The following is a 15657-nucleotide window of genomic DNA, read 5'->3' on the forward strand; positions in this document are numbered from 1 at the left end:
GCGGATAGTCGCGAGTTGAAGACAGGCGGCATGCGGCCGTCGAACGGAGGGTTTCCATGGTTCGCATCAACTCGCGCCTCGGTATGGCGTTCGCAGTCGTGCTGGCGGTTCCGGCGCTGTCGGCCTGCGGCTATAACACCATCCCGACCAAGCAGGAACGCGCCCAGGCGGCCTGGGCCGATGTGCAGAGCCAGTACCAGCGCCGCGCCGATCTGATCCCGAACCTGGTCGCCACCGTGCAGGGGGCCGCCATCCAGGAGCGCACCACCCTGACTCAGGTCACCGAGGCCCGCGCCCGCGCCACGGCCGTTCAGATTACGCCTGAAACCCTCAGCGACCCTGCGGCCTTCCAGCAGTTCCAGGCGGCTCAGGGCCAGCTGACCAGCGCCCTTTCGCGCCTGCTCGTCACGGTCGAGGCCTATCCCCAGCTCCAGGCCAACCAGGGCTTCCTGCAGCTGCAGTCGCAGCTTGAGGGCACCGAAAACCGCATCACCATCGCGCGCCGCGACTACAACGAGGCGGTCCGCGACTATAACACCAGCCTTCGTACCTTCCCGACCGTGATCTGGGCCAAGACAGTTTTCTCGGGCGAGGAGCCGATGCAACTGTTCACGGCCACAGCAGAGGCACAGTCCGCGCCGCAGGTGCAGTTCAACCTGAATGGTGCGCCGACAAGCGCGCCGGGCTCGACGCCGCCAGATCGGTGACCCTGGTTCCCTTGTCCAGCCTTGCCCGCCGTGCCGTCGCCCTTGTCGGCGCGATGGTGGTTGTCCTGTTCATGGGCACGCAGGCTTTCGCGGCCGAGCCGGACTTTCCTGCGCTCTCCGGGCGTGTGGTCGATCAGGCCCGGCTTCTGTCTTCTGAAAAGGAAGCCGAAATCACCGCCCGGCTGGCCCAACTGGAGAGTGACACAGGCGATCAGTTCGTCGTGGTCACCGTCGACAGCCTTCAGGACTACGAGATCGAGGACTATGGCTACAGGCTCGGCCGGGCCTGGGGCATCGGCAGCGCCGAAAGTGACAACGGTGTCCTGCTGATCGTCGCGCCCAACGAACGCAAGGTGCGCATCGAGGTCGGGTATGGGCTTGAACCCGTCCTGACCGATGCCCTGTCGAACCAGATCATCCAGAACGACATCCTGCCGCCTTTTCGCGAAAGCGGCTTTGAACGAGGCATCTCCGCCGGCGTCGATGCCGTGATCGCCCAGCTCCAACTGGATCCCGCTGAGGCCCAGGCCCGGGCCGTCGCCGCCGCCCCGACCGAAGCGGACGAACCGGTCTTTCCGGTCATCATCATCGCGCTGATCTTTCTGTTTCTGTTCCTGAACCTGATGCGCGGTGCCGGACGACGGGGGCGTCGCCGACGCGGCGCGGAGGGTCTGGGCGACGTGATCCTGTGGGGCGCGGCCAATGTCCTGAGCAGCTCAGCCAGCAGCCGCTCCGGCGGTTCCAGCTTCGGGGGTGGAGGCGGCTTTTCCGGCGGTGGCGGCAGTTTTGGCGGTGGCGGGGCTTCCGGCGGATGGTGATGCGGATCAACCCCGAAGAGCACGCCGCCATCGCCTCGGCGATCGCTGCGGCCGAGGCCCGGACATCGGGCGAGATTTTCTGTGTCCTGGCGCGACAGGCGTCTTCCTACCGGGACGTCAGCCTGGTCTGGGCGGCAGCGGTGGCCTTTATCCTGCCTCTGGCTTTCATCCCCCTCGGGTTCGAAGCCAGGTGGTTTCCCGGGTTCGCCATTACCTGGGAAGCCGCTCACCTTGCCGCCCGCGACGTGATGATCGGTCGGACCATCGGCGTCTATGCCGTCGTCCAGGCGGCGATCTTCATCATGGCCTATCTGTTCCTGCGTATCCCGCCGGTCACGCGCCTGGTCACGCCCGCATCCATCCGCCGCGACAGAACCCGACAGGCCGCCATGCATCAGTTCCTGGCCCACGGCCTGCATGTCACGCGCGCGAGGACGGGTGTTCTGATCTTCGCCGCCCTGTCCGACCGTCAGGTCGAGATCATCGCCGATGAAGGAATCTACAGCCGTGTCGATCCTGACGTCTGGGCCGACGCCGTCGCCGCCTTGACCGCCGGCCTGAAGGCCGGTCGCCCGGCCGAAGGTTTTGAACGCGCCATAGCATTGGCGGGGGGCGTTCTGGCGGAGCATTTCCCGCCGCGCGCCTCGAACCCGAACGAGGTTATCAACCGTCTCGTCGAAATCTGAGACCCCGCATGGCCTTGGCCCGCACAATCGACTAGCGGGTCGGCCATGCGCCTCATGACCTACAATGTGCACCGCTGTGTCGGCGTGGATCGTCGACTGGATGTCGAGCGGATCGTCGCCGTCATCGCCGAGCACGATCCCGACATCGTCTGCCTTCAGGAACTCGACGTCGGCAGGGCCCGCACAGGTGGCGTGGATCAGGCCCGGACGATCGCTGACCGCCTGGGCATGTCCGTCCGCTTCCATGCCGCGATGACGGTCGAGCAGGAGGAGTACGGCGATGCGATCCTGAGCCGCTGGCCGGAGCGCCTGATCCGGGTCGGGGCCTTGCCCACCGTCAGGGGCATCCCGGGTCTGGAACCGCGCGGCGCCCTCTGGACGCGCGTGGAGAAGCAGGACTGTCCGCCCCTGAACGTCCTGACCACCCACCTGGGGCTGGTTCCGCGCGAACAGAGGCTTCAGGCCGCTGCCCTGGTTGGCAAGGACTGGATCGGCCATGCCGACTGTCAGGGACCAACGATTCTGGCAGGAGACTTCAACGCGACCTCGATCACGCGGCCTTACCAGACCCTGACCCGCAGGCTGGCCGACTGCCAGCGTCAGATCGGCCAACGACCGACGGTCAAGACCTTCCCGTCCGGCTTTCCGGCCATCCGGATCGATCATGCCTTCGTCAGTCCGCACATCCGGGTGGGTGGTGTCCGGGCCGCGTTTTCGCCCCTGGCGCGGATGGCTTCGGATCACCTGCCCCTGGTCGTCGATTTCGAGTTTCAGGACGTCTGAGGCAGAGGCCGCTGCGACCGGTTGCGCCGCTTCCAGGGACGGAAGGCGTCTGCGGTCGAAACGGGGTCCCCCAGCTGGAATTCCGCGATGGTGCGCTGGACCATCGAGGGCTGAATCGCGCCCAGCGGCGTCATGCGCCCCGTGTCGGACTCCTGGATCGCCTTGCCGGTCGAACCCGTGACAGCCTCGGCTGCCGCGAAGGATTCCCCGCTGATGCCGATGAAGTGGCCGATGGTCTGGTGGCGATAGGCACGGATCCTCTCACGGCCTGCCGCGTCCTCCGGCGCGATGGCCACATCGCACTCCGTATCGAAGCCTAGCGAGCGGTTGTTGATGTTGGTCGAACCGATGCGCAAAAGGCGATCGTCCACGATGGTCACCTTGGCGTGGACGATGATCCGCTCGCCGCCCCGGGTATTGGGGCTGAAGGCAAGGAAACGGTTGTGGACGTCGGCCGTTTCCAGCCGAAACAGGACCTCGGCACGCGCCGTGTCCATCGTCATGCTGTCGAACCAGCTGGGGCTGCGTCCCGTGGAGACCAGCACGATCTCGGGACCGTCCGGTTCGGCCAGCCGTTCGGCCAGGGCCGCAGCGATCACAGGCGAGGTGAAATACTGGTTCTCCATATAGATCAGCTTTCTGGCCCCCCGAATGGCCGCCAGATGCAGACGTTCGTTCTCACGCACCTCGATACGACCGCCGTATGCGGGTTCGGTCCGGGCGATGCCGACCCGAACCCTCTCGAAATCGACCGGCACGCCGTCCGGCCAGGGATCGCTTCCCGCCGGTTCGGGCACTGTCCTCTCCCATGTCGCCTTGAACCAGCGTTCGCGCGCGAGGTCGCCCAGCGCCATGGCCGCAGGACCGCTCATGACGCACATGGTTTCGTGACGGGGCGGAGAGATGACGCCGGACGGCTGGCGTCGACGCGGATCGGCGTCGCGATGCGCAGTGGAATCCCAGCGATCGACCGAAATGTCCCCGCCTCCGCAGAACGCCACCTCATCGTCGATGATGACCACCTTCTGGTGATGACAGGCTCCGATCGGGCCCGGCGAATCCAGCCGGAACTCCACCATCCGCTTTCGGAACCAGGTCTGAGCCTTGTGCGGATAAAAGCCCTGCGACGCCGCGATCAGCAGCGGCGACTTCCAGATCAACAGACGCACGTCCAGTTCGGGTCGCGTCTTGACCATCATCCGCAGCCGATGCCCGATCTCGGCCTGGCGGTCTCCGGCTCTTGTTTCCGGGTCCAGACGGGTTCTCGGATCGAACTGCCACCCCAGCACCACGACCGACCGCCGGGCCTTGTCCAGGGCCGATGACAGCGCGTCGAAATAGGCCTCGTTCTCCATCAGGATCGACAGCCGGTCGGCCGTCTCGACACGCCAGCAGGTGTCGCCGGGAACCAGGACCGCCGAAGCGTCCAGGGTCGCGTCGTCGACCGCCTGCTCCATGTTGATCGACCCGCCCGCCTGACCGATCCTTCCGGATCGCCCTTTTCGTCCCATTGAGGGCTTGTATCGTCAATGGCACAGCTGCGCGTCGGTTCCACCACCGGATTGTAGGACGCTCCGAAATCAGGCATAAAGCGAGCGGACGAAGGGAGCACCCAGGTGCAGGCGCTGATCGAATTGTTGGCCGGCTTCATCGCGCTGCTCGTCACGGCAGCGCTCTCCCAGTTCGGCGTCGACATCGAGCGCCCGCAGCGCGCGTCGCCCGAGGTTCACCGCGTTCGAGACTGCGACCAGCCCGCCAAGGCCGATTTCATCTCCGCGCGTCGCGATCAGAAGTGCTGATCCGCCTCGATTGATTTCGCCTGTCGCGTGTTTCCTGAGCCCGAAACGCTTTCGCCCTCCCGGATCAGGCTCTAGGGTCGCAGATGCGCCTGGCACGGACCGCCGCGCGCCCGCCAAACGAGATTGACGCTTAATGAAGTCCCGCCAACGGCCGCCGCTTGTTCTGACCGATCCCGAGGTGAGCCCGGACGCCGAGGCCCCGCCATCGGACGACATCTCAATTCCGGACCAGGTGCCTGCCACAAGCACGCCGCCCACTCCTGAACGCCCCATGTCCGAGCGCCGGCGTCGGCGTCTTGTCGAACAACAGCAGCGGGCGGAGGTCGCCGCAGCGGAACCGGAACCCACGGCCGAGCCGGCTCCGGTCATGCCTGCCAGGCATACGATCCCGGAATCGCCTGTCGTCGCGCCCTTCTCGATCAGCGCCGATGCCCCGCCAGCGCCCTATCACCCACCGGAACCGCCTGTACCCCGCCCGCTGCCGGTCGCGCGGACCCCTCAGGCTGCCACGCCCTATCTGATTTCCGGCGCGGCTTCAGCGCTATGGCTCGGCGGCATCGCGGCCTGGGCGGCCTATGAGATCGGTGCCGGCGACATCCTGGCGGACCCCCTGCGCCTGGCGATCTACACCCTGATCGCCCTGGCCCCCGCCGGCCTGGCCGTAATGCTGGCGCATGCCGTGCGTCAGGGGAATGGTCTGGCCTTCGAGACCCGACGCGCCCGACACATGGCCGAAGCGCTCGTCGCCCCGACCGCCCTGGCGGCCCAGCAGACCGGCGATGTCCTGTCGGCCCTGCGCAACGACATCGACCAGGCCGCCCTGGCCGCCGAGCGCGCCCGTCATGACATGGCCCTGCTTCGCGAAGCGCTTTCGCTTGAGACCCACCGCCTCAATGAAGCGGCAGACACCGCCGCCCGGACCGCCCGTCGCCTGACCGAGAGCCTGGCGCGAGAGCGCAATGAGATGGTCAGCCTGGGTGGTCGGCTGGACACCCAGGCCTCCAATGTTCTTGGCGCCGTCGAGCGCCAATCCCGTCTGATCGTCGATGCCTCGGATCTGGCCCAGACCCAGCTGCGCGAAGCCGAGACGGCCTTGGCCGCCCGCGCCGCGGACCTCGCCGCCGCTGCGAACGAAGCTCAGGACGCCGCCCGACTGGCTTCCGACGACCTGGCCCGTCAGACGCTGCGCCTGGAGAATGCCGGCACCGGCGTCGCCGAGCAGATCCTGTCGGTCGAACAGGGGCTTGGCCAGCAACGGGCCGCACTGGTCACCGCCGCCTATGCCCTGCGTACCGACCAGGAGGACTTCTCGGCGCAGGTCGAGAGCCAGCGCGCCCAGCTGACCGAACAGCTGTCCGCCGCCCGCTCGGCCAGCGGCGAACTCGGCGATATCTCGACCCGTACGTCCGAAAGCCTCAAGGATCTCGTGGAGGCTGCGACCGACCAGTTCCGCGCCCTGGTGGATCTTTCGCAGCGCGAGGCCGATAGCTTCGACGCGGCGACAAAGCTGTCGCTCGACCGCTTTGAAGCGCTGGCGGCCGAAGCCCGCGATACCCTGGTCGAGGAAACGCGCCGAGCCCTCGCCGTGCTGAAGGCCACCGCCGAGGACAGCCGTATCGCTGCCGACGAGGCCGCAAATCATGCCCAGGTCCGCGCCGATCGCCTCGGCGAGGCTCTGTTCGATGCGGCGCAGAAGGCGGACCAGGCCGCCGACGCCCGGGTCGAAGGTGCCCGGCGGATCGTCGGTGAAACGGTAGGACTCGTCGACGAGGCCGGTCAGCGCGCGATCGCCAAGCTGGAGTCCACCCTGTCACGCATGAACCAGGCCCTGACAGAGGTCGATGCCGCGATCGGCGATCTCGACGACCGCGCCGCGCGCCTGCCGGAACAAGCCCGCGCCCGCGCAGAAGCCGTGCGCATCACCGTGGAAGAGGGTCTGGCCGCCCTGGCGGCCGCCTCGCGCAAGGCCGCCGAAGACACCGAGGCTCTGGACGCCGGCTTCCAGGAACGGGTACGCCGAAACTACGATATGCTGACAGAGGCCGTGCGCCTGATGGGCGTTGTCTCGGGCGAACCGCAACCGATGCGTCGCCGCGAGCCCCCGCCCACACCGCCTCCGCAGACCACGCCACAAGCTCGACCGAACCGGCCCGAGCCGGCTGTGGAGCCCGAACGGGACCGTGGAGTCGGTCTCAGGGGTCGTCTGCGTCTCGCACCCGCCAGCAGTGAACCCGCACCTCGCGCCGCGCCTCCGTCGCAAGACAGGCTGGACTGGAGCGATCTGGTCGACGACGGACCGGGTGAAGCATCGCTGGATCTCGACGCGCCAGCCATGCCGGCCGACGCTGACGCCCTCGCTGACAGGATCACGGGGGCCATCCGGCGGATGGGTGTCGATCCCAACGCCCTGCTGCCCCGGTCACGGGTGGAGGAGGCCGCAACGGCTCTGTCTGAACGCGACCCCGACCGTGCCCGCCAGATCGTCCGCCGCGTCGCGCCGGCCGCCGTGCGCAGCGTGTCGCGCCGGGTGATGAGCGATCCGGAGCTCAGGGCCGATGCCGAGCGGTATGTGCGCGGCCTTGCCGCCCGGCTGAATGACCTGGCGCGTGCAGGGGACGCCCACGACGTTCTGGCGACCCTCGCCACCGATCCGGGCCGCGCTTTCCTGCTTCTGGATGCCGCGATCGGCGATCTCGCCTGAGACGCGAAAGCGGCCGATACCGGGGGGAAGCGGGAGGAATTGGGCTTGACGATAAGCTCCGCTTGCGGACACCGTCTCGCCGCTGTCACGACCCCGTTACGCACCCAGCGGATCCCATGCTCGACACCGTCGCCGAGACCCAACCGGACCGCAGACCCGCGATCCTCGTCTGTGTTTACGAGCCCGAAGATCCGTCCTGGGCTGCGCTGGAAGACATGGCCGACGACGGCTGGCATCCGCATAGCGCGCGCGCCCTGCCGATCGGTCCGGGAGATCCTGATGTCCTCGCCGGTCTTCTGACGGGTGAACTCGAGGACCCCGATTGCCGTGGCGTGCTTCTGGTCGGCCGAACGCGTCGGACCGACGGATTTCGCATCCAGATGCGGGCTGAAAACCGGGCATTGACGGGTGGTGCCAAGCTTGTACGGACCGGCCCTGCCCTCGCACGCGCGACCGCGCCGGTGGCCGAGATGGTTCGGGCCCTCAACGACGCCGGCCTTGCGGCGGACGCGACCTCGGAATCCGAAGAGGATGCCGGCAGCTATCTGCTCTATCGAATTCTCACCGCCCTGCCCGATTCCGCAGACGCGCCGGCCGTCGGACTGCTGCGGGTTCCGGCGACGACCGATCCGCAAAACCTTCGTGCCGGCATTCGCACTGCGGCCGGTGCCATTGCCCGGCACCTGTCGCCCCTGCCCCGCACCCGGCTCAGCTGATCCGCAAGATCCGCTTCAAGCGCCACCCCGCCGCCAGTCCCACGACCGCCAGTCCGGTCATGGCCAGATAGCCCAGCGTCCCGTATCGATCGTACAGCGGCCCGGCGGCCAGCGTCGCCAGTCCGATCAGGACGCCTGCCGCCATGACCGAGTTCAGCGTCTGCGCCGCCGTATGCTGCCCCGACGGCGCGAGGCACTCGATGATCTCGACGCCCGCCAGATAGGTCGCTGCGAACGTCAGCGCATGAAGGGCCTGTAGCGGCCAAAGCGCCCAGAGCGGCGGCACGAAGGCCAGCATCGTCCACCGGACGACGGCCGCGATTCCGCCCAGCATCAGCACCGGCCAAGGCCCGATCCCCCTTGCCCGCCGCCAAGGCTCCACGATCCACATGAAGGCGATCTCGACGACGACGGACGTCGCCCAGAGCAGGCCCGTCGTCGCCTCGCCGATCCCCTGTGCTTTCCACGCAATGGCGGAAAATCCATAATAGAAAGCATGGGTCGCCTGCACCGCGCCGATCGCCACGATGGCTGTCATGAACCCGGGATCGGTCGCCAGTCCGGCAATGCCGGCATAGCGGTCGCGCTTGCGGCTGGGTCCGGCGTCGGACACCGGCTCGGGCGGCAACAGGCTGGCGGCGGTGACCGCGACCAGGGCCCCCGCGACGACGATCCACACAATCACCCAGTCGATCGACGCCCGCGCCAGGATGGCCCCCATCAACACGTTGGCGGCCACGAACGCGGCAGACCCGCATCCCCGCGGCCAGGCAAAGGCAAAACCGTGTCGGCGCGCGGCGCTCAGGTTCAGCACATCGGTCAACGGAATCATGGCGGCCATCGCGCTGGCACCGACGAACCAGAGCGGGCCTTGCACCCAAACTCCCTGCGTCAGACCCGCGCCCGCATAGGCCAGTGCGCCCGCGGCGCCCAGAAGGGCGATCGGCGTTCTGCGACGCGCGAACCCGTCAGCCCAGACCGCCAGCACCGGCCCGGTCACCAGCCGCGCCAGCATCGGAGCCGCCAGCAGCGCCCCGATCTCGGCACCCGAAAATCCCTGGGCGCGAAACCACAGCCCGGCGAACGGCAGGCTTACGCCATTGGCACCGAAGAGCAACACATACTGCAGTGCCATGCGGCGGGCGGGAATCATGCCTCGTCCGATAGCAGACGCAGACCTTTCAGTGGTCTACGGTTTCGTCATGGCATGGAATCGTCACCTCGCGGCCTTCGCTGCACTGAACGGCGCGATGGCAGTGGCGGTCGGGGCCTTCGCCGCCCACGGGGCCGGTCCCCAGATCAAGACCCTGCTGACGACAGGGGCCTCATACCAGCTCGCCCATGCTGTGCTGGGCGTGGTCTGCGCGGTCCTGGCCCCCGGGCTCAGGCTGGCGGGTGTGGCGGGCTGGCTGGCGACGACCGGTGGTCTGATTTTCTGTCTGGCGCTGGCCTTCCTGGGCTTGCTAAGCCTGCCCGCCCTGGGGGCCGTCGCGCCCATCGGGGGGGTGCTGATGATCGCGGGCTGGCTCGTCCTGGCTTTCTGCGGCCTGCGCGCCTCGCCTGCCGCCTGATCCTCCAGACCCGAAACAGCGACCCCAGTATGGCTTTTCCAGTGACCGAGATTTCCCGACGCGAGTTGTACCCCGAAATCGAGCCCTTCGCGTCCGGCTGGATGCAGACCGGCAGCGCCCACGAAATCTACTTCGAGGAATGCGGCAACCCGCAAGGCCGGCCGGTCCTGGTCCTGCACGGCGGCCCTGGCGGCGCGATCAACGCCGGCATGCGCCGGTATTTCGACCCGGCCATCTATCGCATCGTGCTGTTCGATCAGCGCGGATGCGGCAAGTCGCGGCCCAATGCCTCGCTTGAGGACAATACCACCTGGACGCTGATCGAAGATATCGAGGCCCTGCGCGAACGCTGCGGGATCGACGCCTGGACGGTCTTCGGCGGGTCCTGGGGCTCCACCCTGTCGCTGGCCTATGCGATCACCCACCCCGAGCGGGTCACAGCCCTGATCCTGCGCGGCATCTTCCTGCTGACGAAGAAGGAGCTGCACTGGTTCTATCAGGACGGCGCCTCGATGATCTTCCCGGACGCCTGGGAGCGGTTCATCGCTCCGATCCCGGAGGACGAACGTCACGACCTGATGGGAGCCTACTACAAGCGGCTGACAGGCGACGACCGCGCCGAACAGGCGCGCTGCGCCATCGCCTGGTCCAGCTGGGAAGGCGAGACCGTCAGCGTCGAGGGCCCCGCCGCCCGTCCGGACAAATTCGCCGAACCCGAGTTCGCCATCGCCTTTGCCCGGATCGAGTGCTGGTACTTCATGAACGGCGGGTTCTTCCCGGAGGAGCACTGGCTGCTGAAGAATATCGGCCGTATCCGCCATATCCCGACATGGATCGCCCAAGGCCGCTTCGACGTGGTCACACCGATCTCGGGGGCCTGGTCGCTGCATCGTGCCTTTCCTGAAGCCAGGCTCGACATCGTCCCCGATGCGGGCCACGCCTCGTCGGAACCCGGCATCATCGACAGCCTGGTCCGCGGAACGGACTGGGCAGCGACGCTCTAGAGCGTCGTCGGCTTAGTTGGAATCGAAGGATTCCCCTTTTGGTCGGATCGTGATTCAAGGTTGGGGCTGGATGGGAGGCCAGCTCCGATGCCTCGTCCCTGTTCGATGGATTTGAGAGAGCGGCTGGTGGCTGCCGTTGAGGCGGGCGAGAGCCGGCGATCTGCGGCGCGTCGGTTCGGTGTCAGCGCCTCTGCGGCGGTGAAATGGATGGCGCGGGCACGGTCCGAGGGTCGTCCCTTGCCTCGCCAGATGGGCGGCTATCGCCGCTCGGTGCTGGACCGCGAGCGGGACTGGCTTCTGGCCCGGTTGGCCGAAAAGCCGGACCTGACGATCCGGGCGCTGGTGGTTGAACTGTCGGATCGTGGCGTGAGGGCGGGCGACTGGTCGGTCTGGGCCTTCCTCAAGCGCGAGGGGCTCAGCTTCAAAAAAAACCCTGCACGCCGCCGAACAGGACCGTCCGGACGTGGCCCGAAAGCGGGCGCGGTGGAAGCGTCATCAACACCGGATTGACCCGCGTCGCCTGGTCTTCATCGACGAGACCTGGGCCAAGACCAACATGACCCGCACCCACGGCCGAGCCCGGCGTGGCGAGCGACTGGTGGCCCGGGTTCCGCATGGCCACTGGACCACACTGACCTTCATCGCCGCCCTGCGTCACGATCGGATCGAGGCCCCTATGGTGCTGGACGGCCCGATCAACGGCGATGCGTTCCGAGCCTGGGTCGAGCAGTTCCTGATCCCCACGCTCAGCCCCGGCGACGTCGTCGTGCTCGACAACCTCGGCAGTCACAAGGGCAAGGCCGTCAGGCAGGCCCTCCGAAAAGCCGGGGCCCACCTGATCTTCCTGCCGCCCTACAGCCCCGACCTCAATCCCATCGAACAGGTCTTTTCAAAGCTGAAGACCCTTCTGAAAAAGGCCGACGAGCGCACAGTCGAAGCCACATGGCGACGCATCGGCAGCCTCCTCGACCGCTTCAGCCCATCAGAATGCGCCAACTACCTTAAGCACGCCGGATATGCGTCCAACTAAACCGAACGCGCTCTAGCGGAACGAACCATGGCGCTCGCCCGCCTGGGCGAGATGACATCGCGTCGATAAATCTCCGCCTGGTCCGACGGGCCAGGGGCGCGAGGCGGCCGACTGATCAGATCAGGCCGTGGCCCTTGGGCAGTTCGGCATAGCGATGCACCCGCGTAGCCATGACAAGTCCGAAACCGATCATGACCGTCAGCATGACAGTCCCGCCATAGCTGAGCAGCGGCATGGGCACGCCCACGACAGGGGCCAGTCCCATGACCATGGCTCCGTTGATCATGACATAGAGGGCGAAGGTCGCCGTCACGCCGGCCGAGGCCATCCGACCGAAATGGCTGTGCGACAGGGAAGCGATCCGCAGGGCGATCAGGATGATGGCGATGTAGCAGAGCAGGATGGAGAAAGACCCGACGAAGCCGAACTCTTCCGACACGGCCGCGAAGATGAAGTCGGTCTGCTTCTCCGGCAGAAACTCCAGCTGGCTCTGGCTGCCGAGGCCGTACCCCTTGCCCAGCAGGCCGCCGGACCCCAGGGCGATCTTGGACTGGGTGATGTGATAACCGGTGCCCGACGGATCGCTTTCGGGCGACAGGAAGGTCAGGACCCGGTGTCGCTGATAGTCGTGCATGCCGAACATCACATAGGGCGGGACGAGAGCCACCAGGGCCGCGCCCGCAGCCGCCATGATCTTCCAGCTCAGCCCGGCCATGAACATCATCGCCGCACCGGTCAGGCCAATCAGCATGGCCGTGCCCAGGTCCGGCTGGTGCGCCACCAGGGCGAACGGCAGGCCGATGATGCCGATCGGGAAGATCAGCTTCCAGCTGAACCGCGCATCCTGTGCAGACGCCCCATGGTACCAGCGTGCCAAGGCCAGCACGACGCCGATCTTCATGATCTCGGACGGCTGGATGCGGGTGAAGCCCAGGTTCAGCCAGCGCGTGGCGCCCATCGCCGTGTAGCCCAGGCCCGGAATCTCGATCAGCATCAGCATGAACAGGGCAAGTCCGTAGACCACATAGGCCGAGCCGAACCAGATCCTCATGCTGACCATCGACAGGGCCAGCATCAGGGCCAGACAGACGCCGAAACGGATCAGGTGATTGGCGGCCCATGGCTGCCAGGAGCCCCCGGCGACCGAATACAGCATGGCTCCGCCGATCGCGGCGACGGTGCAAAGCAGGGCCGCGAAACGCCAATCGATCTCGCCCAGCTTGACCGAGAGGCGTTCGCGCTCGCCGGGGCGCGTCAGGGCCGAAGAGGTCATCGAGGCTCCGCCAGATAGGGCCGTGGACCCGTGCTGGTCGTGGGTGCGGACGGGCGCGGGGTCGCCGGAACGGCTGTGGCCGGGGCGTCCGGCTCGGGGGCCGCGCCAAAGGCCTCGTCCTCCGCCAGGGCCGCGCCCTCGGCGGCCGGCGGCAGCGGCCGTTCGATGCGGGCGCGCATCTCGGGGTCTTTCAGCAGGACTGTGCGCATGATCTCGCGGGCACGCGGGGCGGCGGCGGTCGATCCGGCCAGACCGCCGTGCTCCACAATCACCGCGATGCCATAGCGCGGGGCATCCACCGGTGCGAAGGCCACGAACAGATTGTGATCCTTCAGCGCCCAGCCCACGCTGCTGCTGGAGCGCGAGGCGACGTTGTCATAGCTGCGAACCTGGGCCGTGCCGGTCTTGCCCGCCATCTGGATGTCGCCCAGACCCAGCTGGCTCTGGCGATAGGCCCCCCCTGTGCGATCGTTCGCCACCGCGACCATGCCCTGGCGGACCACCTCCATATGCTCGCGCGGAAAAGGCAGGTCCGGTACGGCCGCACCCGAAGGCCGGTCGACGCCGCCCACGGACTTGATCAGTCGCGGCTGCAGAGCCTTCACCCCGTTGGCGATCCGCGACACCATGACGGCCAGCTGCAGGGCCGTGACATTGACGTCCCCCTGCCCGATCGCGACCGACAGCGTCTCGCCCGGATACCAGGTTCGCGAATCCGGGTTCGGATTGTTTCTGTTGTATTCCGCCTTCCACGCCCGGCTGGGGATAGACCCCGTCTTCTGGTTGCCGACCCCGATGTCGAAGGTCTGCATGAAGCCGATCTTGCGCGCCGCATCGTGGATGCCGTCCACGCCCGCGCGGTTGCACATGTGATAGAAATAGACGTCGCAGCTGTTCTTGATCGCGTCGTGCATATCCTGCGGACCATGACCGCTGCGGCTCCAGCAGCGGAAGGTCCGGTTGCCGAACCGGTATCCCCCGCCACAGTTGACCCGCTCGGCCGGATCGACACCGGCGGCCAGCAAGGCCAGCGACGTGGTCAGCTTGAACGTCGACCCGGGGTGGAAGACGCCGCCGATCGCCTTGTCAAGCAAGGGTTTGCGCTCATAATCGGACAAGGCGCGATAGGTCGCGCTGGGCACCCCGCCCACGAACAGATTGGGATCGAACGACGGCGCAGACGTCATGCACAGGATGTCTCCGTTGCGGACATCCATCACGACGCAGCCGCCGCTCTCCTCGCCAAAGACCTCCAGCGCCCGGTTCTGCACGTCGGCGTCCAGGGTCAGGACGACGTCCTTGCCGGGCACGGCGGGGCGAGATCCGCCCACGTCCTCGGCCACCACACGCCCCCGCGCATCGACCTCGACGCGCGTGCCGCCGGCCTCACCCCGCAGGTCGGCGTCCAGGGCCTTTTCGATACCCGACCGTCCGATCCGGAAACCGGGGTTGTAGAGGATCTGCGGAACCTCCTCGCCCCTGTCCTTGATCGCCTGGACGTCGCGATCCGACACCTTGGCGACATAGCCGATGACGTGGGCGAACGACCCGCCGAACGGATAGAAGCGCGCCTCGTTCATGTCGGCCATCACGCCCGGAAGCTCTGGGGCGTAGATGTTGACCTTGGCGAACTCTTCCCAGGTCAGGTCGCTCTTGACCGGGACAGGACTGAAGCGAGGGGCGGCGTTCACGTCGCGGATGATGGCACGCCGACGATCCACCGTGTCGGGTAAGAGGCGACCCAGCAGGTCCAGCGTCTGATCCAGATCCTTGGTCTCGTCGCGCACGACCAGAACGCGGAAGCTGGGCCGGTTCCCGGCGATCACCACCCCGTTGCGATCGAGGATGCGCCCGCGCGGCGGCGGCACCAGTCGAAAGTTGAACTGGTTGTTGGTGGCGAGAGTCGCATATTCCTGCGCCTGGACGACCTGCAACTGGGCCAGCCGAACCGTCAGCGCAGTGATGCCAAGCGCCGTCAGCCCGCCCACGACAAAGGTGCGCCGCAGGAAGGATCCCTGACGCTCGTTGACGTCGGAGAAGAAGATCGAAGGCTCGCTCATCGGAACCGCACGTCGCCGTCGTCGAACCGCTGGACCATCCAGTCGGCGACAGGGAAGAGCAGCAGCGTCGGGATCACCTGACCCAGCAGGGCCAGCAGGCTCGGCGCGCGCCCCGCATCCAGACTGACCACCAGATAGGCCAGCAGGAAGGCCCCCACCGTGCAGGTGGCGTACCAGACGAACAGCACCTGTGTTTCCTGACCCGCCAGCAGGTTTCGCGAGCCGAGCACGACGGCATAGATCGCGAGCAGGCACAGGGGCCACAGCCCCAGGGTGCCTCCCCAGAACATGTCGAGGAACATGCCGAGGCCAAAGAGCACGGCCGGAGCTGTCATCGACGGGCGGATCAGCGGCCAGGCAAAGGCCAGCACCATCGGCAGAACCGGCTCCGGCAGTTTCAGGCCGAACAACTCGACCGGCGTCGCAAGCAGCACGGTGGCGGCCATGGCGATCAGCGCGGGATAGATGACCCACTGCAGCGGGCCGACGACGCGAACCTGCATCGAGCG

15 protein-coding genes are annotated in these 15657 nt (G+C 67.1%); 10 read left to right on the plus strand and 5 right to left on the minus strand.

Going from position 1 to position 15657, the window contains the following annotated elements:
• Positions 1 to 56 precede the first annotated feature (56 nt).
• Genes O3139_RS09870 through O3139_RS09885 form a run of 4 tightly spaced genes read left to right on the plus strand, consistent with a single transcriptional unit; the run spans position 57 to position 2994 of the window.
• Positions 57 to 707, plus strand: coding sequence for a LemA family protein (locus O3139_RS09870; RefSeq protein ID WP_269513906.1), 651 nt, complete (start codon positions 57 to 59; stop codon positions 705 to 707).
• Positions 708 to 760: 53 nt separating this feature from the next.
• Positions 761 to 1525 carry a TPM domain-containing protein gene (locus tag O3139_RS09875; protein WP_420022351.1) on the plus strand — a complete coding sequence of 255 codons (765 nt, stop codon included), beginning with the start codon at positions 761 to 763 and terminating at the stop codon, positions 1523 to 1525.
• A complete protein-coding gene (locus O3139_RS09880; protein WP_269513908.1) occupies positions 1525 to 2211 on the plus strand; it encodes a TPM domain-containing protein in 687 nt (228 codons plus the stop codon). Before O3139_RS09875 ends, O3139_RS09880 begins: the two co-directional genes overlap by 1 nt.
• A gap of 45 nt (positions 2212 to 2256) precedes the next feature.
• Complete coding sequence (locus O3139_RS09885) at positions 2257 to 2994, plus strand: endonuclease/exonuclease/phosphatase family protein (RefSeq protein ID WP_269513909.1); 738 nt, start codon at positions 2257 to 2259, stop codon at positions 2992 to 2994.
• Here the strand turns inward: O3139_RS09885 and O3139_RS09890 are convergent.
• Positions 2982 to 4451 carry a phospholipase D-like domain-containing protein gene (locus tag O3139_RS09890; protein WP_269513910.1) on the minus strand — a complete coding sequence of 490 codons (1470 nt, stop codon included), beginning with the start codon at positions 4449 to 4451 and terminating at the stop codon, positions 2982 to 2984. The genes O3139_RS09885 and O3139_RS09890 overlap by 13 nt on opposite strands.
• A 159-nt stretch (positions 4452 to 4610) precedes the next feature.
• Here O3139_RS09890 and O3139_RS09895 point away from each other — a divergent pair, with 159 nt between their 5' ends.
• From O3139_RS09895 to O3139_RS09905, 3 genes are all read left to right on the plus strand, one after another.
• On the plus strand, positions 4611 to 4793 hold the full coding sequence (locus O3139_RS09895) for a hypothetical protein (protein ID WP_269513911.1): 183 nt from the start codon (positions 4611 to 4613) through the stop codon (positions 4791 to 4793).
• Between the two features lie 271 nt (positions 4794 to 5064).
• Complete coding sequence (locus O3139_RS09900; protein ID WP_269513912.1) at positions 5065 to 7494, plus strand: tipN; 2430 nt, start codon at positions 5065 to 5067, stop codon at positions 7492 to 7494.
• Positions 7495 to 7610: 116 nt separating this feature from the next.
• Complete coding sequence (locus tag O3139_RS09905) at positions 7611 to 8210, plus strand: hypothetical protein (RefSeq protein ID WP_269513913.1); 600 nt, start codon at positions 7611 to 7613, stop codon at positions 8208 to 8210.
• On the opposite strand, the gene O3139_RS09910 is transcribed toward O3139_RS09905, so the two are convergent.
• Positions 8203 to 9363, minus strand: a complete 1161-nt coding sequence (locus O3139_RS09910) for an MFS transporter (protein ID WP_269513914.1) — start codon at positions 9361 to 9363, stop codon at positions 8203 to 8205. The two genes, O3139_RS09905 and O3139_RS09910, sit on opposite strands and share 8 nt — an antisense overlap.
• 31 nt (positions 9364 to 9394) lie before the next feature.
• On the opposite strand from O3139_RS09910, the gene O3139_RS09915 reads away from it, so the two are divergent.
• From O3139_RS09915 to O3139_RS09925, 3 genes are all read left to right on the plus strand, one after another.
• Complete coding sequence (locus O3139_RS09915) at positions 9395 to 9781, plus strand: DUF423 domain-containing protein (RefSeq protein WP_269513915.1); 387 nt, start codon at positions 9395 to 9397, stop codon at positions 9779 to 9781.
• Positions 9782 to 9810: 29 nt separating this feature from the next.
• Entirely contained in the window at positions 9811 to 10785 is a 975-nt protein-coding gene (pip, locus tag O3139_RS09920; RefSeq protein ID WP_269513916.1) for a prolyl aminopeptidase, read from the plus strand.
• Positions 10786 to 10872: 87 nt separating this feature from the next.
• A protein-coding gene (locus tag O3139_RS09925) for an IS630 family transposase (protein WP_420022311.1) occupies positions 10873 to 11815 on the plus strand; the annotation gives its coding sequence in 2 pieces (ribosomal slippage) (positions 10873 to 11208 and positions 11210 to 11815; 942 coding nt in all).
• A gap of 115 nt (positions 11816 to 11930) precedes the next feature.
• Here the strand turns inward: O3139_RS09925 and rodA are convergent.
• Genes rodA through O3139_RS09940 form a run of 3 tightly spaced genes read right to left on the minus strand, consistent with a single transcriptional unit; the run spans position 11931 to position 15651 of the window.
• Positions 11931 to 13088: a rod shape-determining protein RodA gene (gene rodA / locus O3139_RS09930; RefSeq protein ID WP_269513918.1), complete on the minus strand. Its 1158-nt coding sequence runs from the start codon at positions 13086 to 13088 to the stop codon at positions 11931 to 11933.
• A complete protein-coding gene (gene mrdA / locus O3139_RS09935; protein ID WP_269513920.1) occupies positions 13085 to 15148 on the minus strand; it encodes a penicillin-binding protein 2 in 2064 nt (687 codons plus the stop codon). The genes rodA and mrdA overlap by 4 nt, the downstream gene beginning before the upstream one ends.
• Entirely contained in the window at positions 15145 to 15651 is a 507-nt protein-coding gene (locus tag O3139_RS09940) for a hypothetical protein (protein ID WP_269513921.1), read from the minus strand. The genes mrdA and O3139_RS09940 overlap by 4 nt, the downstream gene beginning before the upstream one ends.
• Positions 15652 to 15657 lie beyond the last annotated feature (6 nt).

This window comes from Brevundimonas subvibrioides (genome assembly GCF_027271155.1).
Classification (GTDB): domain Bacteria; phylum Pseudomonadota; class Alphaproteobacteria; order Caulobacterales; family Caulobacteraceae; genus Brevundimonas; species Brevundimonas subvibrioides_D.